Raw genomic sequence first — 24,386 nt, forward strand, 5'->3', positions numbered from 1 at the left:
CTGCGAGGTAGGGGTTGGGGCCGGGCCTCCTAGGTCCGGTCTTCGCCTGCTTTTGGTGACTCTACGGCGACGCGGTCGTCGAACGACTTCACGTTGGAGCCGGGAGTTGTCTTATTGACGGTGGCGAGTTGCATTGCCGCGCCACCGAAGGTGGTGAGCCGGCCGACGGCACCGTAGGTCTTCGTGTAGTCCTGAGTGTCGGGTTGTCCCACCGAAGTGCTGCCAGCGGTCGGTTTGATGAAGATGTTCATGGTGCGACTTTTTGCGGCGGACACAGCGATCCAGTTGTCGCCGACGGCACATCCGCTGACGCCGGGGCGGTTGGCGAAGGTCCACAGGGTTTGGAGACCTTTGGGACCGACCAGCGATAGGCGGTCGCCTGCCGAGCCGCTGTCGGCGACGAATAGTTGTCCGTCAGCTCCGGAAGATGGGCACAAGGCCACATTGGAGCCGAGCCCCGACGCACGGATGTCCGGTTTGGGTTGCGACTGGTTGGGGTCGATCGAGAAGATTTTTCCTGCGAGCGATGCCTGATTGGTTGCCGCTCCGGGGTTGTCGGCGTCGCCGGTCGCGACGATCAATTCTGTCGGGGAGGCGAAAGAAATCGAACCCAAATTGCCGGTGGGGCCCTTCGGGATTCCCGTCAGGACAGGTTTCACCGAACCGGTCGGCGCGATGCGGACGATCCGATTGTCGGACCCAGTGGTGACAAGGGCATAGATCATCTGATCCTGCATGTACGTCGGCGACATTTCGAAGTCGATGAGGCCGCCGTCACCCGAGGCGTCGATATCGGGAACGGTGGCGACGACTCGCTGTGGTCCGTACCGCTTCGACAGGATAATTTTGCCCGTTGTTCGTTCGGCCACATAGGTGGTGCGTCCCTGGGCGTCGCCTGGGCGCAGTCCGCTTGTCGATTCGAGGCACGTCGCAATAACTGCTGGGTTTGGGTCGATGCACGGTCCCGTCGGCGGCGGACCACCGTCGGGGTTTTCGGGCGGCGCTGGCGGAAGCTGAGGTGCGCGTTCCATCGTCGGCACGTTGGTGAAAGTTCCCTGATCGGCCGCCTGATCGGTCTCACTGAAGTTGGCGCACGAAGTAGCCATCAGTGTTGCGGTGATCGCGGAGGTGACGGCGAGCAGGGCGCGACGGGTGGTCCCGGGGTGCGACGGCATCCCTCCACTCTAACGATCGTTACCAAATCGTCGGGTGGCGCTAAGCCTTCACTGAGGTTGCCGCTAATAGAGTCGAAGTCGTGAGTAGTACCGATGACACGTTCCCGGAGGGTGGCTCTTCGTCGCCAGCCAGTAGCCCCTATGACGAGCCGACCCAAGCGATCGAGAAGGTGCGGGTTAGGCGGCCGAAGCCGGATAACGATGACTTCTTCGACCGGCACGGGCGTAAGCCTGCACCAGAAGTGCGGACGGTGATCGACGCGAAGGCTGCTCGCGATGACGCCGGTGATCAGGCCGACGATGCGGCTACTGAAGCGCTTCCCGTTGCTGAAACCGCGGAGTTGAGCGCCGCAGACGAGGGGCAACTGTCGGACCACGAGGCGTCCACCAACACTGGGTCCAACAAAACTGGGTCCATCATCAAGGCTGAGCCGCTTCCGACGGAAAATCCGGTGAAGAAGAGCGTCTCTGACGAGCCTGTCCGCACTGAGCCGTTCGTGGACGATGACAGCTCTGCGATCGCGGACGCTGATTCCGACGACGACGAGGCGGCGCAGCGTCGCCGCTATGCCGAGCACCTAACGGAGCCGCCGCTGCCCTACATCGAGCCGCAGCCCACGACGCCGCTCGAATTCGAAAACGACTACACCGAAGAGTTGCCGACGCACCTTCCCGAGGCCGCGGAACCAGCAGTGGTGAGTGAATCCGGGCCCGAGGTGGTGCCCGTGCGTCGAGGCACCCTCGATCTGGGTCTGCTCATTCTGCGGGTCGTCGTCGGCTTGACGTTCACGCTGCATGGTTTGCAGAAGCTGACGGGCTGGATGAACGGCCCCGGTCAGAACGGTTTCGCCGATTACCTGGCCAACAAGCCGAACCCGGCCATCGGGTTCCACGACAACGTGACGACGATCCTGTCGTTGGCTGCGGGTATTACCGAGACTGCTGGCGGAATCCTGCTCATTCTGGGCCTGTTGACGCCGATCGCGGGTGCCGCGTTGCTTGGCACCATTCTTGTCGCGCTCACGTACAAGGCGACGCTGGCCGGTGGCCTCTGGTTCTTCAATGCGGACGGTGGCGGCAATGGACTTGAACTGGAGATTCTGTTGGCTGCGGCCGCCATCGCGCTCATTTTGACCGGTCCGGGTACGTATTCCGTTGACCGTCGCTGGGGTTGGTCGCGGCGTCCCGCATGGGGATCTGCCGCCTGGGTCATCGTCGGCATCGGTGCCGCAGTCGCCGTCTGGATGATCTTCAACGGTTCCAACCCGCTGCAAGCGACGGGACATTTCATTCCGTAGGGTTACCCGTACCAAATGGCCAGTGCCCGTTGTGACTTTGCTGAAGTCACAACGGGCACTGGCTATTTGGCGGAACGAGTCGAGCTAGTCGACGACGCGCACAGCGCCCTTGTCGGCTGAGGTTGCGAGCTTCGCATAGGCGCGAAGTGCGGTCGTGACGACGCGGTCGCGGTTAACCGGCTTCCACGGGTTCTCCGAGGCTTCCATCTTGGCGCGGCGGTCGGCGAGGGTTTCGTCGTCGACGAGGAGTTTCAAAGCACGCTCCTTGACGTCGATGTAGATCTCGTCGCCGTCTTCGATCAGACCGATCGCGCCGCCAGCGGCAGCCTCGGGTGCCATGTGGCCGATCGAAAGACCAGACGATCCACCCGAGAAACGACCATCGGTGATGAGCGCGCACTTCTTGCCCATGCCGGTGCCCTTCATAAAGGCGGTCGGATGCAGCATTTCCTGCATGCCGGGCCCGCCAGCGGGACCCTCGTAACGGACGACGAGCACCTCGCCTGCCTGCAGTTCCTTCGACAGGATGGCGTGAACGGCAGCCTCCTGGCTTTCCACGACGCGCGCTGGTCCTTGGAAATGCCACAGGTCTTCGTCGATGCCCGCGGTCTTGAGGACCGAACCGTTGGGGGCGATATTGCCACTCAACACGCACAGGCCACCTTCCTCGGTGTACTTGTGCTCAAAGTCGCGGATGCAGCCTTCGGCGGCGTCAGTGTCGAGCGAACTCCACCGATTACTCGTCGAGAACGGCTCCGTGGTACGGACGCCACCGGGCGCTGCATGGAAGAGTTCGAAGGCTTCCTCGGTTGCGGTCCCTGACCGAATGTCCCAGTCGTCAAGGAACGAGGCCAACGTCGGGGAGTGAACCGTCGACGCGGTGTCGTCGATCAGGCCAGCGCGCCGCAGTTCGCCGAGGATGGCGGGAATGCCGCCAGCCCGGTGCACGTCTTCCATGTGGTAGTCGGAGTTGGGCGAAACCTTCGACAGGCACGGCACGTTCCGGCTGATCTCGTCGATGACATCGAGGTTGAAGTCCTTGACCTCGCCTTCCTGGGCGGCGGCGAGAATGTGCAGCACCGTATTAGTACTGCCACCCATGGCAACGTCGAGTGCCATCGCGTTGCGGAACGCCGTCGCCGTGGCGATGTTGCGGGGCAGCACCGAGGCATCGTCGTTCTGGTACCAGCGGTTCGCCGCTTCGACGATCGTGGTGCCTGCGCGTGAGAACAGGTCGCGGCGCGCAACGTTGGTTGCGAGCGTCGAACCGTTGCCCGGCAGAGCCAGACCCAACGCCTCGGTGAGGCAGTTCATCGAGTTGGCGGTGAACATGCCCGAGCACGAACCGCAGGTGGGGCAGGCGCTGAGTTCGACAGCGGCCAAACCGGCGTCGTCGACCTCGTCGTTCGCGGAGGCAGAGATGGCGGTGATCAAGTCGGTCGGTGCCTGGGCAACACCGTTAACGACGACGGCCTTACCGGCCTCCATCGGTCCACCGGACACAAACACGGTCGGGATGTTCAGTCGCATCGCGGCGTTCAGCATGCCGGGCGTGATCTTGTCGCAGTTCGAAATGCAGACCAGGGCGTCAGCGGTGTGCGCGTTCACCATGTACTCGACGGAGTCGGCGATGATCTCCCGGCTAGGAAGGGAGTAAAGCATGCCGCCATGGCCCATCGCGATACCGTCGTCGACGGCAATCGTGTGGAACTCGCGGGGTACGCCACCGGCGGCGCGAACAGCGTCCGCCACGATCTCGCCGACATCCTTCAGGTGCACGTGACCGGGCACAAACTGGGTGTACGAGTTGGCGATCGCAACGATCGGCTTGCCGAAATCGTCGTCGGTCATTCCGGTGGCGCGCCACAGGGCGCGGGCACCGGATGCTTCACGGCCGACAGTGGTGGTGCGAGAGCGCAGGGCTGGCATGAAAATTCCTCGCTAGATAAATCGCTGAATGGGGCCCGAACGGGCTGTTGATCGGACGCAGTCCACATTACGCGCCGCCCGATGGCCAACCGTTTCCGGTGGTGGACAGCACGTTTGGCCCGGCGGTCGCTGCCGCGAATCCCGTCAGATGCCAAGCACCGTTTTAGCGATCATGAAATAGATGACCAGGCCGGTGGCGTCGCAGAAGGTGGAAATGAACGGCGTGGAGAAGACTGCGGGGTCGACGCGCACAGTTCTGGCGATCAACGGCATCAGGCCGCCGACGGTAGCAGCAACCATACAAACTGACACGATCGTCAAACCGATGACGGTGCCGATGCCGAAGTCGTAGGCGATGCCAGCGACTAGGAAGCCGACTAAGCCCAGCGCCGAACCCATGGTGATTCCGACACTGAGTTCCTTGCCTGCGACCCGCAGGACGTCGGCCGTGGTGACTTCGTCAATTGCCAGGGCGCGGGTCACCGTGGTTGCGGCCTGGGAACCGGTGTTGCCACCAATGCCGGTTAGCAGGGGGATGAATAGGGCCAATGCGACGCGCTGTTCCAAGGTTCCCTCGAAGATCTCCAGCACGTTAACCGTCAAGATCGCCGAGATCGCCAAGACGAACAGCCACACGATCCGTGCCCGCGTGATCGCAAACACCGAGGCCTGCAAGTACGGCGTCTTAAGGACTTCGCGGGCACCGGCGCGAGCCTCGTCCTCGTCGCGAGCGGCTTCGACGACTTCCGCGGCGTCATCGAGGGTCAGCAGTCCCAAGAGACGATCTTCGGCGTCGACGACGGGCATCGCCAGGACCGCGCGGTCGATACAGCGTTGCGCGGCCGATTCGGCGTTCTCGTCGGCGTACGCGAAGATTGGCGCCTTGGTGTACGTCTCGACGAGCGACTCCGGATCCGACAGCAGCAGATCTCGCAAGCTCACGACCCCGACCAGGCGGCGTTGATGGTCAACGACCGGGACCGTATAGATGGTTTCCGAATCCCGACCGCCCGCCTTGATACGACCGATTGCCGTCGCACACGTGTCGTCGGGGAACACGTGCACAAACTCCGGACTCATCCGGCGGCCCACCGATCCGCGGGCAAAGCCAAGAACAACGGCCGTCGCTTCGCGTTCAGCGGGGGACAGGCTGCGAATCAAGGACGTCGCGACCGTCGCAGGGAGTTCGTCGAGCAGTTCTGCACGGTCATCGGGGTCGAGGTGGTCGAAGGCGTCAACCACTTCGGCGGTCCCCAATGACTTGATGAGCGCCGCTTGAGCACCGGGGCTGAGGTCGTCAAAAACGTGGACGGCGTCATCTTTGGCAAGGAGCCGAAAGGCGATAGTCCGGTCGCCGGAATCCATCGCGTCGAGCATGGCTGCCGCATCTTGCGGGGCCAGCAGCGACAACTGCTGACCAACTTCGGCGAGGTCACCGTCGTTTATGGCACTCTGCAACTGCCGGACTGAAACGACCGCCACGGCTAGTCGGCGGCCAGACGGGCTTCCCGCTCAGCGGCGAACGGGTCGGGGACTCGGCCGCCGCTCGCCTTTGCCAGGGCGGGCAAATCATTGAAACTGACTGAGGGTAGTCGCACGGAAGAGTCGTCGTTCAGTACGACGCAGACCGGGCTCCACTTCGGGAAACGCAAACCGTTCACGTCGTGCCACGGAATGCGAACCGTCTTGAAGGTGCCGACTGCGGTGATGCCTTGTTCGTCGACGACGGTCTTGAGGCGGCGAATCCACCAAATCAGCGCCAGGGGGACCACGATGGTCCACGCGAAGCCGGGCACAGAGATGCCCATCAGCATGAGAACGAGAAGCAGCGCGACCGGGACAGCGAAGTACGCGAGTTTGGAGATGGTGAAAACGTGAGGGGACTGCGTCATATGGTCCATTCTCTCACGCGGGGCGCGTGCGCGGACCTCCGCGGAGCGGCCAAAGTAGCGTCATCACCGGCGACGATTTGACGTAACCATTGGTCCTGTCCTATTTTTGTCTCGTGATGAATCAGAAACTTCTCGTAGTAATCGGTAGGCGCGTCGACGCCTGATCGGTCACTTCGTGAACCTTCGAGATCAATTACGACGCGCCCCTCGCACAGCCTCGCTGGCGAGGGTTTTTTCTTGCCAGGAACCGGTCGAAAGTGACCGCGAGGGCCTGAGCGGGGAAGCGTGAGCAGTGCAACAGAACAGGCCAAACACAAGAGGATGAGGATCGTGCAGTGAGTACTCCAACAGCACGCGGGTCGTCGACCCGACCGCAGTCGCCGTCCACCGAGGGCATGAGTTCGCCGAGTGCCGTTGTGGCACCCGAACGCGTCACCGGTGCGCAGTCGGTAGTTCGGTCGCTTGAAGAGCTTGGCGTTGAGGTCGTTTTCGGCATTCCGGGCGGCGCAGTGCTCCCGGTTTACGATCCGTTGCTCGACTCGACGAAGGTCCGCCACGTGCTGGTCCGTCACGAGCAGGGTGCCGGTCACGCAGCCACCGGGTACGCGCAGGTCGCAGGCCGTGCAGGCGTCATGATGGCGACGTCGGGACCCGGAGCCACCAACCTGGTGACCCCGCTCGCCGACGCCCAGATGGACTCGGTTCCGGTTGTCGCAATCACCGGCCAGGTCGGCACGGCCTTGATCGGCACCGACGGGTTCCAGGAAGCTGATATCTCCGGCATCACCATGCCCATCACGAAGCACAACTTCCTGGTGAGCTCGGCGATCGATATTCCTCGCGTTATCGCGGAGGCCTTCTACATCGCCGAATCAGGCCGACCGGGGGCCGTCCTCGTCGACATCCCGAAGGACATCCTGCAGGCGCAGACCACGTTCTCGTGGCCACCGCAGTTTGAACTCCCCGGCTACCGTCCCGTCATCAAGCCGCACGGCAAGCAGATCCGGGAAGCGGCACGCATGATCGCGCAGTCGCAGCGTCCCGTGCTGTACGTCGGTGGCGGCATCATCAAGGCCGAGGCCTCCGAGGAACTTCTCGAACTCGCCGAACTGACCGGCATCCCCGTCGTCACCACCCTGATGGCGCGCGGCGCATTCCCGGACAGCCACGAGCTGCACATGGGTATGCCCGGCATGCACGGCACCGTCGGCGCAGTCGGCGCGCTGCAGCGCAGCGACCTGCTGATCACCCTCGGCGCCCGCTTCGACGACCGCGTCACCGGCCAGCTCAACTCGTTTGCGCCCGACGCCAAGGTGATCCACGCCGACGTCGACCCCGCCGAGATCGGCAAAAACCGTGACGTCGATGTCCCGATCGTTGGCGACGCCAAGGCCGTCATCATCGACCTGCTCGAGGCGATCCGCACCGATCTTGCCGCCGGCGGCAGCAAGCCGGAGATGACCGAGTGGTGGACCTACCTCAAGGGCCTCCGCGACACCTACCCGCTGAGCTACGACGGCCAGTCGGACGGTTCCATGTCGCCGGAGTTCGTCATCGAAACCCTCGGCAACATGGTCGGACCGGACGGCGTGTTCGTGGCCGGCGTCGGCCAGCACCAGATGTGGGCTGCCCAGTTCATCAAGTACGAGAAGCCGCGTTCGTGGCTGAACTCGGGTGGTCTTGGCACCATGGGCTATTCGGTTCCGGCGGCGATGGGGGCCAAGGCCGCCGCACCGGAGAAGGAAGTCTGGGCCATCGACGGCGACGGCTGCTTCCAGATGACGAACCAAGAGCTCGCTACGTGTGCCATCGAAGGTCTCCCGATCAAGGTCGCGCTGATCAACAACGGCAACCTGGGCATGGTCCGCCAGTGGCAGACGCTGTTCTACGACGAGCGGTACTCCAATACCGACCTGTCGACCCACTCGCGGATGATCCCCGACTTCGTCAAGCTCGGTGAGGCTCTCGGCTGCGTCGCATTCCGCGTCGAACGTGAAGAAGACGTCGCACCGGCTATCGCCAAGGCCCGCGAAATTAACGACCGTCCCGTCGTCATCGACTTCATCGTCGGCAAGGACGCACAGGTGTGGCCGATGGTCGCCGCCGGAACCGGCAACGACGAAATCATGGCCGCACGCAATATCCGTCCGCTGTTCGACGATGAAGAACTGGCGGGCGACCCTGTCGATACCGACGCGGTCATCGACCGTTCGCAGGCAGACACCGAAGGGAACGACAAGTGAGCACCCATACTCTGAGCGTCCTGGTCGAAGACCGACCCGGCGTCCTGGCTCGCGTCTCCGGCCTATTCTCCCGCCGCGGATTCAACATCGAATCCCTCGCCGTGGGCCCCACCGAACTCAAGGGCATCTCGCGCATGACCATCATGGTCTCCGTCGAGGACTTCCCCCTCGAGCAGGTCACGAAGCAGCTCAACAAGCTCATCAACGTCATCAAGATCGTCGAGCAGGAACCGGAGAACTCGGTTTCCCGCGAGCTGATGTTGGTCAAGATCCGCGCTGACGCCACCAACCGCAGCGAAGTGATCGATGTCGTAAACCTGTTCCGCGCCAAGGTCGTTGACGTCTCGCCGGAGTCGGTCACCGTCGAAGCAACCGGCACGGACGACAAACTCGACGCACTCCTGCGCATGCTGGACCCGTACGGCATCCGCGAGATTGCACAATCGGGCAGCGTCACCCTGGGTCGAGGACCCAAGAGCATGTCGGCACACCGCTGACCGCTCGGTGACGACCCCGGTCGTGGCCACCGCAACCCCCACGCGGTTGAATGGTCATGACGTTAGAACGGTCGGCGACGACCGAAAAGCTTTTCCAGACAAGCCCAAATTTTTATGGGAAGTACCGAAGGGATTTAACTGTGGCAGTCGAGATGTTCTACGACGACGATGCCGATCTGTCGATCATCCAGGGCCGCAAGGTCGCCGTGATCGGATACGGCAGCCAGGGCCACGCGCACTCGCTGTCGCTCCGTGACTCGGGTGTCGATGTCGCGATCGGCCTGCGCGAAGGCTCCAAGTCGCGCGAAAAGGCAGAAGAGCAGGGCCTCAAGGTCATGGGCACCGCCGAGGCAGCAGCCTGGGCCGACGTCATCATGCTCCTCGCTCCCGATACCAGCCAGGCGCAGATCTTCACCGAAGACATTGAGCCCAACCTGAACGACGGCGACGCGCTGTTCTTCGGCCACGGACTCAACATCCACTTCGGGCTGATCAAGCCCCCGGCCAACGTGACCATCGCCATGGTTGCACCCAAGGGCCCCGGACACCTCGTTCGTCGCCAGTTCGTCGACGGCAAGGGCGTCCCCGCCCTCATTGCCGTCCACCAGGACCCCAAGGGCGAAGGCCAGGCGCTCGCGCTCAGCTACGCCAAGGGCATCGGCGGCACCCGCGCAGGCGTCATCAAGACCGACTTCAAGGAAGAGACCGAGACCGACCTCTTCGGCGAGCAGGCCGTTCTCTGCGGTGGCACCGAAGAACTCGTCAAGACCGGCTTCGAGGTCCTCATCGAGGCCGGTTACGCCCCCGAGATGGCCTACTTCGAGTGCCTCCATGAGCTCAAGCTCATCGTCGACCTCATGTACGAGGGTGGCATCGCCCGCATGAACTACTCGGTGTCTGACACCGCAGAGTTCGGCGGCTACCTGTCGGGCCCCCGCGTCATCGACGCCGACACCAAGGAGCGCATGAAGGCGATCCTGTCCGACATCCAGGACGGCACCTTCGTCAAGCGCCTCGTCGCCAACGTCGAAGGCGGCAACAAGGAGCTCGAAGGTCTCCGCAAGGAGAACGCTGAGCACCCGATCGAGGTCACGGGTCAGAAGCTTCGCGACCTGATGAGCTGGGTCGATCGTCCGATCACCGAGACTGCTTAGTCTCAGCCTCGCCTCGTGCAACTCAAGGCACCGTTGGATTCCTTCCGACGGTGCCTTGAGTATTTGTTTGGGGGCTAAAGGTCAAAACGTGTGTACAGAATCGCAAACTTACCGCCCCTGACGTCCGCAGATCGTAGGTCGAACATGCTTTGAAAGCATGTTCGGTGTCAGGTTCTGGGAATTAACCACCAGCGCTGGCCGCACCTGATGCAGGTGCAAACAATGCGGTGCCTCCAGCACGTGACCGGTGGACTCTCGTTCGCCCGGAGCACTACAACCCGCCACCCAAACGACCCAAGCAACAACCGTTGAGGACGAGCAGCTCGGTTTGGGACGACGGCAACGGGATCCAGCAGGGGTGGGGCACTCAATTGGATTAAGACCCGTGGCAGGGGGCTACGCCCCCGAGATGTCCGCTAGCGCGCTGTCACTGTGGGGGCTTCAGAAAGCTGCCCCCGCCCAAGCCTGTTTGCGTCGTCGTTTGCGGTGTCGCTTATGATCTGCGGAATGCTCTGCAGTGTTAGTTGGGGCCATTACTAGGGGAGAAGTGAGATGGGCGAAGTACGCCACGAAGCAGTGATCAACAGTCCGCGCGAGAAGGTTTTTGCCTACGTCGACGACTACCGGAACGTACCCGACTACATGTTCGGCGTCGACCGCTTCACGCCGACCACCGACATCGACCACGGGCTCGGGGCAGAGTTCTCGACCGCCATCAAAGTCGGCCCTAAAGAGCTCGCGTCAACCGTTCGCTGCACCGAATGGGTCGACGGTGAACTGATCAAACTCGCCTCCGTAAAGGGCTTCGGCGCCGACACCGACTGGGCCTTCGCCGACGGCGACGAGCCCGGCACCACGATTCTGAGCGTCCGCTTCGGCTACACGTTGCCCGGCGGGCTCGCTGGCAAAGTCCTCGGCGGCCTCATCGGGCCCTTCGCCGAACAGGGCGTCAAGCACGTCGAAAGCAAGATCCGCGACGCGATCGAGGCAAGCTAGTCCCTTATCGCACCACTTCCGGTTGTCGCACATGTCGCGACCAAATGTGACAACCAGAAGTGGTGCGAGAACGAAGAAGGCCCCGACCGCTGTGCGGTCGGGGCCTTTCGATCAAGTCGGTCAGATGACCTTGAAGTTGTTGTAGCCGATCTTGTTCAAGCGGTTCAGGATCGTCTTGATGTTGGTTCCGGTCTCCGGGCCGAGGCAAGAGACGAAGTAGTAGGCGTTGACCATGCCGACCAACTGATCGCCGACGACAACCGGGCTACCCGAGTCGCCTTCGATGACGCACATCTGGCTGAAATGCGAGTAGCCGTCCGAGAACCAGGTGATTCCGCAGGTGTTACCCGTGGTGCGGCCTTCCTTGCACAGGATGGTCGGGAACTGCACGGGTGCCGTGTTGACGCGGCGGATCGTCACGCCGTTCACGGTGCGAACCGGAGCAACCTTGCTCTCGTCGAGGTCAATCACGGCGACGTCAATATCCGAAGCGGTGTACGCGATGGTGCCAATCTGGCCGCGGTTCTGGTAGCGCTCGGAGTAGACCTTCTGGCCACGCTTGCCACAGTGACCTGCGGTAATGCCGATCAGCTCGCCCTTATTTGCGCCAGCCGTAGGGCGTCCGACAGTCGTCACCGTGCACGCTGCAGCAGTGTTCCCGCCCTTCAAAACCAGGATTCCGGAGCCGCCACCAAGCGGAACCTTCGGCGCAGCTTCAGCAGTTCCGAACCCCACCAGCGACATCAACGCCGCTGCGATGACTGCAAGCAGCACCATCGACTTCTTCATAAAAGATCTCCGCTCAGTACGTTTATTGCTGCTGGCCGCGACAACGGCGACGTGCCAACTGTAGGTGCCTTGCCAGCGACCACCAATGTGTTCCATCACTTGCGAGAAGGTTGTGACGGAATTGAGACGCCTAACGAAGGGTACAGGCCCGACGTGTCGGACACCACATTCAGTTGAGGCCAACTGTGCTTGGCGGGCCTCGGCGACCTACCATAGTAGGGAAATCTCGGGTGCCGGACGTGGCACTCTTCACCGGAAGAAACCTGGAGAAAGTAGTGACCGAAACCGGCCGTCCCGTTGTCCTCATTGCTGACAAGCTCGCCCCTTCGACGGTGGAAGCCCTCGGCTCCGACGTAGAAGTTCGGTGGGTCGACGGCCCCGATCGTCCGAAACTCCTGGAGGCGGTCGTCGACGCCGACGCCATCCTGGTGCGCTCGGCCACCACGGTCGACGCTGAGGTTCTCGACGCAGGCAAGAACCTGAAGATCATCGCCCGCGCAGGCGTTGGCCTCGATAACGTCGATGTGCCCTCAGCCACCGAGCGCGGCGTCATGGTGGTCAACGCCCCGACCTCCAACATTCACTCGGCCGCAGAGCATGCCGTCGCACTGCTGATGGCAACCGCTCGTCAGGTCCCCGCAGCCGACGCGACCCTGAAGGAGCACACCTGGAAGCGTTCGTCGTTCTCCGGCGTTGAACTCTTCGACAAGACCGTCGGCGTCGTTGGCTTGGGCCGCATCGGCCAGCTCGTCGCGCAGCGTCTTGCCGCCTTCGAAACCAAGATCATCGCGTACGACCCCTACGCCTCGGCCGCCCGCGCCGCACAGCTCGGCATCGAGCTCGTCTCGCTCGACGAGGTCCTCGAGCGTTCGGACTTCATCACCGTCCACCTGCCCAAGACGAAGGAGACCGCCGGCCTCATCGGCCCGGACGCACTGGCCAAGGTGAAGGACGGCGTCATCATCATCAACGCCGCCCGCGGTGGCCTCATCGACGAGCAGGCGCTCGCCGACGCCATCCGCTCCGGCAAGGTCCGCGGCGCTGGCCTCGACGTGTTTAACACCGAACCGTGCACCGATTCGCCGTTGTTCGAACTCGACCAGGTTGTCGTGACCCCGCACCTTGGCGCTTCGACCGCCGAAGCACAGGACCGCGCGGGCACCGACGTCGCCGCGAGCGTCAAGCTGGCCCTCGCAGGGCACTTCGTTCCCGACGCCGTCAACATCACCGGTGGCCCGGTCGACGACGAAGTCGCTCCCTGGTTGGAACTGTCCCGCAAGCTCGGCCTCCTCGCGGGCGTCGTCGCTGGCGGCATGCCGACCCACCTGACCGTCGAGGTGCGCGGCGAATTGTCCGCCAACCCGGTCGACGTCCTCGGACTCTCGGCGCTGCGCGGACTGTTCTCGGCCGTCGTCGACGAGCCCGTCACCTTCGTCAACGCCCCGGCAGTTGCCGGCGAGCGTGGCGTCACCCACGAGGTCGTCACCGAAACCGAAAGCCCCAACCACCGCAGCCAGGTCGACGTGCGCGCCGTGTTCGCCGACGGCAGCATCGTCAACGTGGCAGGCACCCTGACCGAGCCGCAGCAGGTCCAGAAGATCGTCAACATCAACGGCCGCAACTTCGACCTCCGCGCCGAAGGCCGCAACCTGCTGGTCAGCTACGCCGACCAGCCGGGCTCGCTCGGCAAGATCGGTACCGTCCTCGGCGGTGCCAGCGTCGACATCGAGGCCGCCGCACTTGCGCAAGACGTTGATGGCGAAGGTGCCACGATGATCCTCCGCCTCGACCGTGAGCTCGACGACGCGCTGCTGGCTTCGGTCGGCGATGCAGTCTCGGCCACCCTGATTAAGCAGGTGAACCTCGGATGAGCAAGCCGATGAATCTCGCTGTCATCCCCGGTGACGGCATTGGACCAGAGGTCGTCGCCCAGGCGTTGAACGTGCTGCGCAAGCTGCATCCTGACGTCACGACCACCGAGTTTGATTTCGGTGCACGCCGCTACCACGACACCGGTGTGCTGCTGACCGACGAAGACGTCGCATCGCTGCGCGAGCACGACGCGATCCTCCTCGGCGCGATCGGCGATCCGTCGGTGCCGTCGGGTGTCCTGGAACGCGGCTTCCTGCTGAAACTGCGTTTCATCATGGATCACCACGTCAACCTGCGACCGTCGTTCCTGTTCGACGGCGTGCAGTCGCCGCTGGCCGGGAACCCGAAGATCGACTTCATCGTCGTTCGCGAAGGCACCGAGGGCCCGTACACCGGTAACGGTGGCGCCATCCGCGTCGGCACTCCCAACGAGGTCGCCACCGAGGTCAGCGTCAACACTCGCTTCGGTATTGAGCGCGTGGTTCGCGATGCGTTCGCTCGCGCGCAGGCCCGCGGCAAGAAGCTGACGTTGGTCCACAAGAACAACGTCCTCACCTTCGCTGGCTCCATGTGGGCGCGGACCGTCGAAGAAGTCGGCACCGAGTTCCCCGAGGTCACCACCGACTACCTGCACATCGATGCGGCGACCATCTTCATGGTCACCGATCCGGGCCGCTTTGACGTGATCGTCACCGACAACCTGTTCGGCGACATCATCACCGACCTGGCCGCTGCCGTTTCCGGCGGCATCGGTTTGGCGGCGTCGGGCAACATCGATGCCAGCGGCGTCAGCCCGTCGATGTTTGAGCCGGTCCACGGTAGTGCCCCCGATATCGCGGGCCAGAACATCGCCGACCCGACTGCGGCCATCTTGTCCGTGGCACTGCTCCTGCGTCACCTCGGCGACAACGAAGGTGCTGAGCGCGTGGAGAAGGCCGTCGCCCAAGACGTCGCCTCCCGCGGCAGCGAGCGCGGTGCCACCGACGAGGTCGGTGCTCGCATCCTCGCTCTCGTGTAAGCAATCCACGAGTAACGACTGAAGGCCTTGGGCCGCTCGATGATTCGGGCGGGCCAAGGCCTTTTTCGTCCCGTGAGCGATTTATGTCCTGTCGGTCCGCACCGCTACGGTTGGGCCATGGGTGAAACTGCGAAAAGGACCGTTGGGCCGCTGATTGCTGTGGTCGCCGGAGTCGTGGGCTGTGTGTTGCTGGCCGTGTGGTCGGGGAAGCTTCCCGACCCGGTGGCGTCACACTTCGGCATGGACGGCGGCGCAGACGGCTTCTCGTCGCTGACCAACGTCATCCTCATCGCCGCGACCACGGCAGTCGTTGGTGCCTTGATCGCCGCATACGGTGCCTTCATTGCCAAAGACACGACTACCAGTCGTATCCTCGTCGGGATCGGTACCGGCACCGCAGTGTTCATCATCGCGACCGAAGTGTGGATCACCGCGAGGCAACGCGGGCTCGCCGACGCGGCCGAGGCGACGGCCCCGAACTGGGTGATGGTTGTTTGCGGCCTGATCTCGCTGCTGATCGGCATCGGTGCTGGACTATCGACGCCAGCTCGCGCTAATGACTACGGCCGTACGAAGGCGCTCGGTGAGGTGCCCGTCGCGCACGACGGCCGCCGCGAGTGGCAGGGAACGGCATCTGCTGGCGTTACGGGACTCGTGGCCATGGGTGCCTCTGTCGCCGTGCTGATCGGGCTCGGGGTGGTGATGACCAGCTGGTTCCTGCTCGGCTTGGCCGTGTTGGTGGCTATTGTCAGCTTGGGCTTGATGGGGTCAATCAAGGTCACCGTCTCGAGCGACGGATTCCACGCGCACAACTCGCTCGGCTGGCCCAAGATCGATATGGCGCTTGCCGACATCCGACGCGCGGAAGTGGTGAACGTCAACGGATTCCGTGATTTCGGTGGCTGGGGCTACCGGGTGGCAGGCCGAGGCGAACTCCGCGGGGTTAAGGGCTTCGTGCTGCGGTCGGGGGAGGCGTTGCTGGTCGTCGGGGACGACCGTCGCGAGTTGGTCGTCGTCGACGGCGCAGTCGAAGCGGCTGGCATCCTCAACGCACTGGTGTCTCACTGATCCGAGGCGTTGCGTCTTTGGGGACTAACCCGACGGCGATCAGCGGAGCGATCGCACTCACGGCAAACGCCGCCGGATAGCCTGCGGCTTGGATGAGTGCTCCCAATACCGGTGTGCTGGCTGCCGTCGTCACGTACTGCGCCGTGTTCTGGACACCGAGGGCTCGGCCACTCCACGATCCGCCCGCGAACTCGGCGATGGCGGTGAAGGCCAGTCCATTGTCGGCAACCGAACTGATGCTGGCTAATACCATCACCGCGGCGGCGAGAGGTGAATTCAACCAGTCGGCCAGGGCCAGCAGTGCGGTCGTGGCACCGGCGGCGACCGCAATTGCCCGGATCGGGCGCATGCGGGAACCCCACACGTCGGAAATACGGCCAGCGACAATTCGGCCGACGGCACCGACCACTTGGGTGGCGGTCACCAGGATTCCCGCACTCAGCGGAGACCACCCGTGCCCAACGATTAGCCATGCGGGCACAAATGTCCACAGCATCGACTGCGGGATCACCAGCAGGACACTGACCGCGTGGACGCGCTGCAGGAACGACGACGCGCGGTACGGGTTGGCCGCTGCGCCAGGGTGACCGGTGGCCCGTTCCAATGGTGGATCGACGATCCCGAAGACCACGGCGATCAGTCCGACGGTCGTGACGACGACGGGCACAGCGAATGCTGCGACCAAGCCGGCAGTTGCGGCCAACACCGGCATAGTTAAGGCGCATACCGCGATTCCGAGGGGTTGCGCCATCTGGCGGATGCCCATCGCGGTCCCGCGCTGAGAAGCGGGAAACCACCCCACGACGATCCGGCCGCTCGCGCCGTTCGCGGCACCGGCACCGAGACCGCCGATCAGCAGGCCCGCGGCGAGCGTGGTGAATCCGGCACCCACCGCCGCAGCGATCAAGGTGGCGACGGTACCCGCCAGGGTGATTAGCAGCGATACCAGGAGGACGCGTCGTTCACCGAAGCGATCCAAGGCCGCGCCCCAGGCAATGATCGTCAGCGTCAGGCCGATGGTCGGAATGGCCGCCAGGGTGGCCGCTGACGAGAGCGACATCGCGTGCGCCCGGTGTAGTTCGGGGATCACGTAGGCGACGCCGGCGGTGGCGCACGTGGTGGTCATAGCGGCGATGAGTGCGCACGCGAGCATGGTCCACGCGCGGGCGTTGGAGATGTTGGCCGTGGCACCGTCGGTGTTGGGCATCTGTGGACTCCTTTTCGTCCGCGTCGAGGCTATCGCGCCACCGTTCAATTGTGTCTCACATAGTGAAACTTGTGTTCCATAGTGTAAAACACCGACATGGGTACGTTAGCCTTGAGGGTATGAAATTGGGTCGTATTGCCAGTCCTGACGGCGTCGCATTCGTAGCGATCGAAGGTGCGGAAGGAAGCGAAACCGCCCGCGAGATCGCCGAGCATCCCTTCGGTGATCCCACCTTCACCGGCCGGTCGTGGCCGCTGTCCGACACGCGCCTTCTCGCGCCGATCCTCGCGACCAAGATCATCGCGATCGGCAAGAACTACGCCGCCCACGCGGCCGAGATGGGATCCGAGGCCCCGGCCGACCCCGTCATCTTCATGAAGCCCAACACCTCGATCGTCGGACCGGAAGCCCCGATCGTGCGCCCTCGCGGTGCCACTCGCGTCGACTACGAAGGTGAACTTGCCATCGTCATCGGCCGTCCGGGCAAGGACATCCCCGCAGCCAAGGCCAAGGACTTCATCCTCGGCTACACCGTCGCCAACGACGTCACCGAACGTGATCAGCAGAAGTACGACGGCCAGTGGACCCGTGGAAAGGGCTACGACACGTTCTGCCCGCTCGGCCCGTGGATCGTCACCGATCTCAATCCCGAAGACGTCGCCATCAGCACCCAGCTCGACGGCGAGACCAAGCAGGCGAGTCGGACCTCGCTGATGCTGCACAGCGTCGGCGAAATCGTCGAATGGGTGTCGCGCGTCATGACCTTGCTTCCCGGCGACGTCATCCTGACCGGCACCCCGGAAGGTATCGGCCCCATGACTGCCGGCCAGCGCGTATCGGTGACGGTCGAAGGGATCGGCACCCTCAGCAATCCGGTTATCGACAAGTGACCCGACCCGGTGCGGTTCGGCCGCAGACTGCCACCCTGAACTCAATCACCGTGTCGTACACCGACGTTGGTGTCGGCCCGCTGGTCGTGATGGTCATGGGCACGGGTAGCCCCGGACGCGTGTGGCACGCGCACCAACAGCCAGCGCTGGTCAAGGCAGGCTATCGCGTGGTGACCTTCGACAATCGAGGGATCGCGCCGTCGAGCGAGTGTGCCCAAGGCTTCACCCTGGCCGACATGGTCGCCGACACCGCCGCGCTCATCGAGCACCTCGGTGGCCCGGCGCTCGTCGTGGGGACTTCACTCGGTGCGCGAATCACGCAAGAGTTGGCGCTCTCTCGACCTGATCTGGTGAAGGCTGCGGTAATGCTCGCGACCTATGGGCGTCCCACCCCAATGCTTGAGGCCGTTTCGCAGGGCGAACGTGAACTGATCGATAAAAACATCACGCTGCCCGAGTCGTACCACGCGGCTCTGACTGCACACATGAATCTGTCGCCGCATACGCTGTCCGACGATCGCGCGGCGCGCGACTGGCTCGATATCATCGGATTCAGTGGTCAGACCCGTTCGCCGGGTGTCCGCGCCCAACTCGACCTCCACGACCGCGAACAGAATCGTCTCGCCGCGTACCGGGCGATCGCCGTGCCGTGCTTGGTGGTTGGGTTCGCAGATGATCGGACGCTGCCGCCGTATCTGGCGAAAGAGGTGGCTGAGGCGATCCCCGGGGCGGTGCACCGGGTTATCGAGCGGGCCGGACACTACGGCTACATTGAGCGGCCGGACGAAGTGAATTCGTTGATCTTGGAGTTCTTCGACAGCAATCGGTGAGGCCGGTGGACGGGCCGCCTCGATGGTAGTCGGCACACTGACTAACATTGTGGGCATGACCAGTGCCGCAAACGTTCGCGTCCGCTTCTGCCCGTCACCCACCGGAACCCCGCACGTCGGCCTCGCCCGCACGGCGTTGTTCAACTTTGCGCAGGCCCGCCACGACGGCGGTACCTTCGTCTTCCGCATTGAGGACACTGACGCGGCTCGTGACACGCAGGAGTCGTACGATGCGATCCTCGACGCGCTGCGCTGGCTGGGTCTGGAATGGGATGAAGGTCCCGAAGTTGGTGGCCCGTACGGTCCGTACCGCCAGTCCGAGCGCAAGCAGACGCATCTTGACGTCGTCGCTCAGTTGCTCGAGGCGGGGGAGGCCTACGAGGCGTACTCGACCAATGAGGAAGTCGAGGCTCGCCACAAGGCCGCCGGACGCGACCCGAAGCTTGGCTACGACAACTTCGATCGTGACCTCACCGACGAGCAGCGTGCCGCCTATCGGGCCGAGGGTCGCAATCCGGTGGTTCGACTCCGCATGCCCGCCGAAGACATCAGCTGGACCGATCTGGTGCGCGGCACCACCACGATCAAGGCGGGAACGGTTCCCGACTTTGCGTTGACCCGCGGCAACGGTGACCCGCTGTACACGCTGGTGAACCCGGTCGACGACGCGATGATGAAGATCACGCATGTCCTGCGCGGTGAGGATCTGCTGTCGTCGACTCCGCGCCAGATCGCGCTGTACCAGGCCCTCATGCGCTTGGGTATTGCCGATGCAGTGCCGGAGTTCGGGCACCTGCCATTCGTGATGGGCGAGGGAAACAAGAAGCTTTCGAAGCGGGATCCCGAGTCGAGCCTGTTCCACCACCGCGACCGCGGTTTCATTCCAGAAGGCTTGATCAACTATCTGGCGCTCCTCGGGTGGGGTTTTTCGGGCGACGAAGACATCTTCTCGATTGAGGAAATGATCGAGGCCTTCGACGTTCGCAATGTGAACTCGAACCCGGCACGCTTTGATCAGCGAAAGGCTGACTCGATCAATGCCGAGCACATCCGCCGTCTGGACCCCGCTGACTTTGCCGCGCGCCTAGAGACGTTCCTGATCAACGCTGGCAACCTATCGGAGCCCGTCGAGCCCGCCAAGTGGGCTGTTATTGCCGATCTCGTGCAGACCCGCATTCAGGTGCTTAGCGATGCGTGGGGCCTGATTAAGTTCCTGTTCGTCTCCGACGAGGACTTCGTCTACGACGAGAAGTCGGTGCAGAAGAACTTCGGCGGCGAGGCCACGGCCGTCCTTGATGCCACTATCGCCGTCTGTGAGTCGGTCGACACCTGGGACACCCCGACTCTCGAAGCCGGTTTGAAAGCGGCGCTTATTGACGAGATGGAACTGAAGCCCCGCAAGGCCTTCGGTCCGGTCCGCGTTGGTGTCACGGGTGCTGCGGTGAGCCCGCCCCTGTACGAGTCGATGGAATTGCTCGGTCGGGAGAAGACGATCGCCCGACTGCGCGGTGCGCGCGAGCTCGCAGCCTCGATGGCTGCGCAATAGCCGCGCCCTCGTCGTCGGGCTGAAATTGTGGCCTCTGACCAGCCGATTTGTGTTTGGGTAGGGGGTTCTTGGTATTGTTCTTCCCGGCTCGAAAAGCGCCGCGACCACAGCGTCTTGGCGGATTTCGGGGCAATACCTTGGGGTATGGTGTAATTGGCAACACAGCGGTTTCTGGTACCGCCATTCTAGGTTCGAGTCCTGGTACCCCAGCGAAGTTCACAGAGGTACTTCTCTGTGCGCTTTACAATTGAATGTTTTCCTAGGGCCCCGTCGTCTAGCGGCCTAGGACGCCGCCCTCTCAAGGCGGTAGCGCGGGTTCGAATCCCGTCGGGGCTACAGAAAAGAGAAGGTCCGTACCGAAAGGTGCGGACCTTCTCTCGTTGGTGCGACAACCCACTCCCGGGTGTTCTCGCATGATGCGTGCGTTCCCGCTACACGTCAGACGTGTAGCGGGAACGCACGCATCATGCGAGAACGCGAGGAGCGGAGCGACGAACCGGGGTTAGTCGTTCAGGAACTGAGCGGTGGAACCTGCGATGGGCATGGCGGGCAGGCCTAGCTTGCGGTGATCCCAGGAGCGGATGCGCGAGGGCACCATGCGGGCGGCGACGCGCTTGTTCATCATGGCTTCGACGGCGGGACGCAACTCGTCGGTGTACGGCCCGTTATAGCGTTCCCACACGCTGCGGCCGGTCTGGAAGCAGGTCTCGGGATCGTCGAAGATTTCGACCGTGCCCTCAATGCTGACGCCGCGCAAAGTGTCGTAAGTATCGCCAGCCTCGATCAGGATCGTGGCGTGAGGGTCGCGACGAAGATTGACGATCTTCTGCGACTTGGCCTTCGTTTCAAACCAGATCGCACCGTCAATGACGCCGTACCACATGGCTGTCAGATGGATCGCGCTCTTGCCCTGCGTCGCCAGGTTAGCGACGCGCTGCTGAGCGATAAACATTTCGATCTCATCGTCGGACATGACGATGCTCGACCGTTGATTGATTCCCATGGGGTGACGTTAGCGTGTCGGTGCTCCGAGGCGGGTACTGATTGCATCGGCTGCGGCAACCAAATGTGGTCCCCAACGCTCACCGGGACGCCGTCCCAGACGATCGACGGGGCCGGAAATAGACACGGCGGCAACCACATCGCCCGTGTTGTTGCGCACGGGTGCCGACACGCTAGCAACGCCGGCCGCCCGCTCGGCCACGCTTTGCGCCCAGCCGCGCCGACGGATCTCCGTAAGGGACCGCTCGGTGTACGCGGCATCGGTCAGCAAGGTGCGCAGTGTCTCGGGTTCGGTCCAAGCGGCGAGGACTTTGGCCGCCGACCCCGCAGACATCGGCAGGCGGGTGCCTTCGGGGACGGTGTCGCGCAAACCGGTCGGGGGTTCGACGGCGGCGATGCACACCCGCTCGGCGCCCTCGCGCCGGTACAGCTGGACCGACTCGCCAGTGGTGTCCTGCAAGGCGGACAGCGTCATGAGGCCCGCCTCGCGGACCGTGTCGCGAGCTGTCGCAGCCAAGTGCCCAAGCGTGGGGCCGGGGATCCAGCGACCCGACTCATCGCGGGCCAGAAGTTGATGAACTTCCAGGCCGACGGCCAGCCGGTGCGCAGTGGCGCGAGGCAATCCCGTCGCGTCGCATAATTCACCAAGGTTGATCGGTGATCGGGCCGCAGTGTGCAAAATCATCACGGATTTGTCCAGCACGCCGATTCCGCTATCCTTTCCCATAGGACGATATTAACCGTCCAAATACTGAGATTGAAAGTCGAGGGGTGTCAGCCCGGCCGACACTGTTCCAGCCCGGACAGTGCGGACTGCTCGCCTCGGCGCAGGCGGAACTACTAGAAGATGCGAGTGAGCTCATGACGCAGAGCGCCGGAAAACCGCGCACGCTGGCCGAGAAAGTCTGGGACGACCACGTTGTGGTCCCCGGCGAGGCAGATGCGAGCGGCAACTACAACCCCGACCTGATTTACATCGACCTGCACCTCGTGCACGAGGTGACCAGCCCGCAGGCCTTCGACGGCCTCCGCATGGCTGGCCGCCCGCTGCGACGGCCAGACCTGACGATCGCGACCGAAGATCACAATGTTCCGACCGTCGACATCTTCAGTCCGATTGCCGACCAGGTTTCAGCACTGCAGGTGGAAACACTGCGCAAGAACTGCGAAGAGTTCGGCGTCCGTCTGTACCCGATGGGCAACGCCGAGCAGGGCATCGTGCACGTCGTGGGACCCCAGCTGGGTCTCACTCAGCCCGGCATGACCGTAGTCTGCGGCGATAGCCACACCTCCACGCACGGTGCATTCGGTGCGCTCGCAATGGGCATCGGCACGTCTGAGGTAGAGCACGTCATGGCGACGCAGACGCTGTCGCTGCGCCCGTTCAAGACGATGGCGATCACCGTCGACGGCGAACTGCCCGACGGCGTCACGAGCAAAGACTTGGTCCTGGCGATCATCGCCCAGATCGGAACCGGCGGCGGCCAGGGCCATGTCCTGGAGTACCGCGGCAGCGCTATTGAAAAGCTGTCGATGGAAGCCCGAATGACGATCTGCAACATGTCGATCGAAGCTGGCGCTCGCGCGGGCATGATTGCCCCCGACGCCGTCACATACGAATTCCTCAAGGGCCGCCCGCACGCACCGCAGGGCGCGGAATGGGATGCCGCCGTCGAGTACTGGGATTCGCTTCGCACCGACGACGACGCCGTGTTTGACCGCGAAGTCCACATCAACGCTTCCGAGCTCACCCCGTTTGTCACCTGGGGTACCAACCCCGGCCAGGGTCTGCCGCTGGGTGCCAATGTCCCGGATCCGGCAGACATTGTCGACGAGGCTGAATCCCTGGCCGCCGCACGGGCGTTGGAGTACATGGACCTGAAGCCGGGCACCCCGCTCCGCGAGGTCAAGGTCGACACGGTGTTCGTTGGGTCGTGCACCAACGGCCGCATCGAGGACCTGCGTGCGGTAGCCGAGGTGCTCCGTGGCCGAAAGGTTGCCGAAGGCATGCGCATGCTGGTGGTTCCGGGTTCGATGAAGGTTCGCGCGCAGGCCGAAGAAGAAGGCCTCGGCGAGGTCTTCACCGCGGCTGGCGCTGAGTGGCGCATGGCGGGCTGCTCGATGTGTCTTGGCATGAATCCCGATCAGTTGGCTCCGGGGGAGCGTTGCGCGTCGACGTCGAACCGCAACTTTGAAGGACGTCAGGGCAACGGCGGACGGACGCACCTGGTGTCGCCTGCGGTTGCCGCCGCGACCGCCGTGCGCGGAACCCTCTCGGCCCCGGCAGACCTCAGCTGACTCGCGACGAAAGACAAGGACCTGACATGGAACCGTTCATCACTCACACCGGTGTCGGAGTCCCGTTGCAGCGCAGCAACGTTGACACCGACCAGATCATCCCGGCCGTCTACCTGAAGCGCGTCACGCGCACCGGCTTTGAAGACGGCTTGTTTGCCGGCTGGCGAGGCGACCCGTCGTTCATTCTCAACAACGAACCGTGGAGCAAGGGCTCGGTGCTCGTTGCCGGCGCTGACTTCGGCACCGGTTCATCTCGCGAGCACGCGGTGTGGGCACTCATGGATTTCGGCTTCCGCGTGGTGATCTCCTCCCGCTTCGCCGACATCTTCCGTGGCAACGCGGGTAAGGCCGGACTGGTTGCGGCACAAGTAGATCAGTCGGATATTGACCTGATTTGGAAGCGTCTCGACGCTGAGCCCGGTCTGGAAATCACGGTCAGTCTGGAAGACAAGACGGTGACCGCTGGCGACCTCGTGGTCCCGTTCCAGATTGACGACTACACGCGCTGGCGCCTGCTCGAGGGGCTCGACGACATTGGTTTGACCCTCCGCGAGACGGATGCGATCACCGCGTACGAAGAGCGCCGGCCCTCGTTCAAACCCACAACCCTGCCGTGATTTAACTCGCGGGGCATTCAGAACACTCACGGAGAGAGTCGAATTCGGCTTTATCTGTGAGTGTT

The 24,386-nt window shown here is 63.4% G+C and carries 21 protein-coding genes and 2 tRNA genes; 15 read left to right on the plus strand and 8 right to left on the minus strand.

The window, feature by feature from the left end:
• Positions 1-29: 29 nt before the first annotated feature.
• Positions 30-1,175 carry a PQQ-dependent sugar dehydrogenase gene (locus AC1L34_RS01570; RefSeq protein ID WP_424294886.1) on the minus strand — a complete coding sequence of 382 codons (1,146 nt, stop codon included), beginning with the start codon at positions 1,173-1,175 and terminating at the stop codon, positions 30-32.
• Positions 1,176-1,255: 80 nt separating this feature from the next.
• Here AC1L34_RS01570 and AC1L34_RS01575 point away from each other — a divergent pair, with 80 nt between their 5' ends.
• The gene (locus AC1L34_RS01575; protein WP_424323100.1) at positions 1,256-2,473 is read left to right on the plus strand and encodes a DoxX family protein; all 1,218 of its coding nucleotides are present in this window, start codon (positions 1,256-1,258) and stop codon (positions 2,471-2,473) included.
• An 84-nt stretch (positions 2,474-2,557) separates the two neighbouring features.
• Here AC1L34_RS01575 and ilvD read toward each other — a convergent pair whose 3' ends face one another.
• From ilvD to AC1L34_RS01590, 3 genes are all read right to left on the minus strand, one after another.
• A complete protein-coding gene (gene ilvD / locus AC1L34_RS01580) occupies positions 2,558-4,402 on the minus strand; it encodes a dihydroxy-acid dehydratase (RefSeq protein ID WP_424294883.1) in 1,845 nt (614 codons plus the stop codon).
• A 144-nt stretch (positions 4,403-4,546) separates the two neighbouring features.
• The gene (gene mgtE / locus AC1L34_RS01585; RefSeq protein WP_424323760.1) at positions 4,547-5,884 is read right to left on the minus strand and encodes a magnesium transporter; all 1,338 of its coding nucleotides are present in this window, start codon (positions 5,882-5,884) and stop codon (positions 4,547-4,549) included.
• A 2-nt stretch (positions 5,885-5,886) separates the two neighbouring features.
• Positions 5,887-6,294, minus strand: coding sequence for a PH domain-containing protein (locus AC1L34_RS01590; RefSeq protein ID WP_424294879.1), 408 nt, complete (start codon positions 6,292-6,294; stop codon positions 5,887-5,889).
• 335 nt (positions 6,295-6,629) lie between these two features.
• Here AC1L34_RS01590 and AC1L34_RS01595 point away from each other — a divergent pair, with 335 nt between their 5' ends.
• The 4 genes from AC1L34_RS01595 (at position 6,630) to AC1L34_RS01610 (ending at position 11,184) form a co-directional block, all read left to right on the plus strand.
• Entirely contained in the window at positions 6,630-8,537 is a 1,908-nt protein-coding gene (locus tag AC1L34_RS01595) for an acetolactate synthase large subunit (protein WP_424323099.1), read from the plus strand.
• The gene (gene ilvN / locus AC1L34_RS01600; protein WP_424294876.1) at positions 8,534-9,034 is read left to right on the plus strand and encodes an acetolactate synthase small subunit; all 501 of its coding nucleotides are present in this window, start codon (positions 8,534-8,536) and stop codon (positions 9,032-9,034) included. The genes AC1L34_RS01595 and ilvN overlap by 4 nt, the downstream gene beginning before the upstream one ends.
• Positions 9,035-9,186: 152 nt before the next feature.
• Entirely contained in the window at positions 9,187-10,188 is a 1,002-nt protein-coding gene (gene ilvC, locus AC1L34_RS01605) for a ketol-acid reductoisomerase (RefSeq protein ID WP_424323124.1), read from the plus strand.
• 552 nt (positions 10,189-10,740) lie between these two features.
• A complete protein-coding gene (locus AC1L34_RS01610) occupies positions 10,741-11,184 on the plus strand; it encodes an SRPBCC family protein (RefSeq protein ID WP_424323098.1) in 444 nt (147 codons plus the stop codon).
• A gap of 120 nt (positions 11,185-11,304) precedes the next feature.
• On the opposite strand, the gene AC1L34_RS01615 is transcribed toward AC1L34_RS01610, so the two are convergent.
• Complete coding sequence (locus AC1L34_RS01615; protein ID WP_424296975.1) at positions 11,305-11,973, minus strand: chymotrypsin family serine protease; 669 nt, start codon at positions 11,971-11,973, stop codon at positions 11,305-11,307.
• 275 nt (positions 11,974-12,248) lie between these two features.
• Here AC1L34_RS01615 and serA point away from each other — a divergent pair, with 275 nt between their 5' ends.
• The 3 genes from serA (at position 12,249) to AC1L34_RS01630 (ending at position 15,931) form a co-directional block, all read left to right on the plus strand.
• Positions 12,249-13,844, plus strand: coding sequence for a phosphoglycerate dehydrogenase (gene serA, locus AC1L34_RS01620; protein ID WP_424323097.1), 1,596 nt, complete (start codon positions 12,249-12,251; stop codon positions 13,842-13,844).
• Positions 13,845-13,852: 8 nt separating this feature from the next.
• Positions 13,853-14,863, plus strand: coding sequence for a 3-isopropylmalate dehydrogenase (locus tag AC1L34_RS01625; RefSeq protein ID WP_424293260.1), 1,011 nt, complete (start codon positions 13,853-13,855; stop codon positions 14,861-14,863).
• 117 nt (positions 14,864-14,980) lie between these two features.
• Positions 14,981-15,931 carry a DUF1648 domain-containing protein gene (locus tag AC1L34_RS01630; protein WP_480035067.1) on the plus strand — a complete coding sequence of 317 codons (951 nt, stop codon included), beginning with the start codon at positions 14,981-14,983 and terminating at the stop codon, positions 15,929-15,931.
• Here the strand turns inward: AC1L34_RS01630 and AC1L34_RS01635 are convergent.
• Positions 15,909-17,138 (minus strand): MFS transporter, encoded by a 1,230-nt coding sequence (locus AC1L34_RS01635; RefSeq protein WP_480035068.1) that lies wholly within the window; start codon positions 17,136-17,138, stop codon positions 15,909-15,911. The two genes, AC1L34_RS01630 and AC1L34_RS01635, sit on opposite strands and share 23 nt — an antisense overlap.
• A 119-nt stretch (positions 17,139-17,257) precedes the next feature.
• Between AC1L34_RS01635 and AC1L34_RS01640 the strand changes: the two genes are divergently transcribed.
• The 5 genes from AC1L34_RS01640 (at position 17,258) to AC1L34_RS01660 (ending at position 20,740) form a co-directional block, all read left to right on the plus strand.
• Positions 17,258-18,028, plus strand: coding sequence for a fumarylacetoacetate hydrolase family protein (locus tag AC1L34_RS01640; RefSeq protein WP_424293255.1), 771 nt, complete (start codon positions 17,258-17,260; stop codon positions 18,026-18,028).
• Complete coding sequence (locus tag AC1L34_RS01645) at positions 18,025-18,858, plus strand: alpha/beta fold hydrolase (protein ID WP_424293254.1); 834 nt, start codon at positions 18,025-18,027, stop codon at positions 18,856-18,858. Before AC1L34_RS01640 ends, AC1L34_RS01645 begins: the two co-directional genes overlap by 4 nt.
• A gap of 55 nt (positions 18,859-18,913) precedes the next feature.
• The gene (gene gltX / locus AC1L34_RS01650) at positions 18,914-20,404 is read left to right on the plus strand and encodes a glutamate--tRNA ligase (RefSeq protein WP_424293253.1); all 1,491 of its coding nucleotides are present in this window, start codon (positions 18,914-18,916) and stop codon (positions 20,402-20,404) included.
• A gap of 138 nt (positions 20,405-20,542) precedes the next feature.
• A tRNA-Gln gene (locus AC1L34_RS01655) sits at positions 20,543-20,614 on the plus strand.
• A 53-nt stretch (positions 20,615-20,667) separates the two neighbouring features.
• Positions 20,668-20,740 (plus strand) — tRNA-Glu (locus AC1L34_RS01660).
• A 166-nt stretch (positions 20,741-20,906) separates the two neighbouring features.
• Here the strand turns inward: AC1L34_RS01660 and AC1L34_RS01665 are convergent.
• The gene (locus AC1L34_RS01665; protein ID WP_424296910.1) at positions 20,907-21,407 is read right to left on the minus strand and encodes a pyridoxamine 5'-phosphate oxidase family protein; all 501 of its coding nucleotides are present in this window, start codon (positions 21,405-21,407) and stop codon (positions 20,907-20,909) included.
• Between the two features lie 9 nt (positions 21,408-21,416).
• A complete protein-coding gene (locus tag AC1L34_RS01670) occupies positions 21,417-22,133 on the minus strand; it encodes an IclR family transcriptional regulator (RefSeq protein WP_424296912.1) in 717 nt (238 codons plus the stop codon).
• Positions 22,134-22,267: 134 nt separating this feature from the next.
• On the opposite strand from AC1L34_RS01670, the gene leuC reads away from it, so the two are divergent.
• A complete protein-coding gene (gene leuC / locus AC1L34_RS01675) occupies positions 22,268-23,704 on the plus strand; it encodes a 3-isopropylmalate dehydratase large subunit (protein ID WP_424322684.1) in 1,437 nt (478 codons plus the stop codon).
• Positions 23,705-23,730: 26 nt separating this feature from the next.
• Complete coding sequence (gene leuD / locus AC1L34_RS01680) at positions 23,731-24,321, plus strand: 3-isopropylmalate dehydratase small subunit (RefSeq protein WP_424296914.1); 591 nt, start codon at positions 23,731-23,733, stop codon at positions 24,319-24,321.
• Positions 24,322-24,386: the final 65 nt, after the last annotated feature.

This window comes from Gordonia sp. 34D (assembly GCF_056682775.1).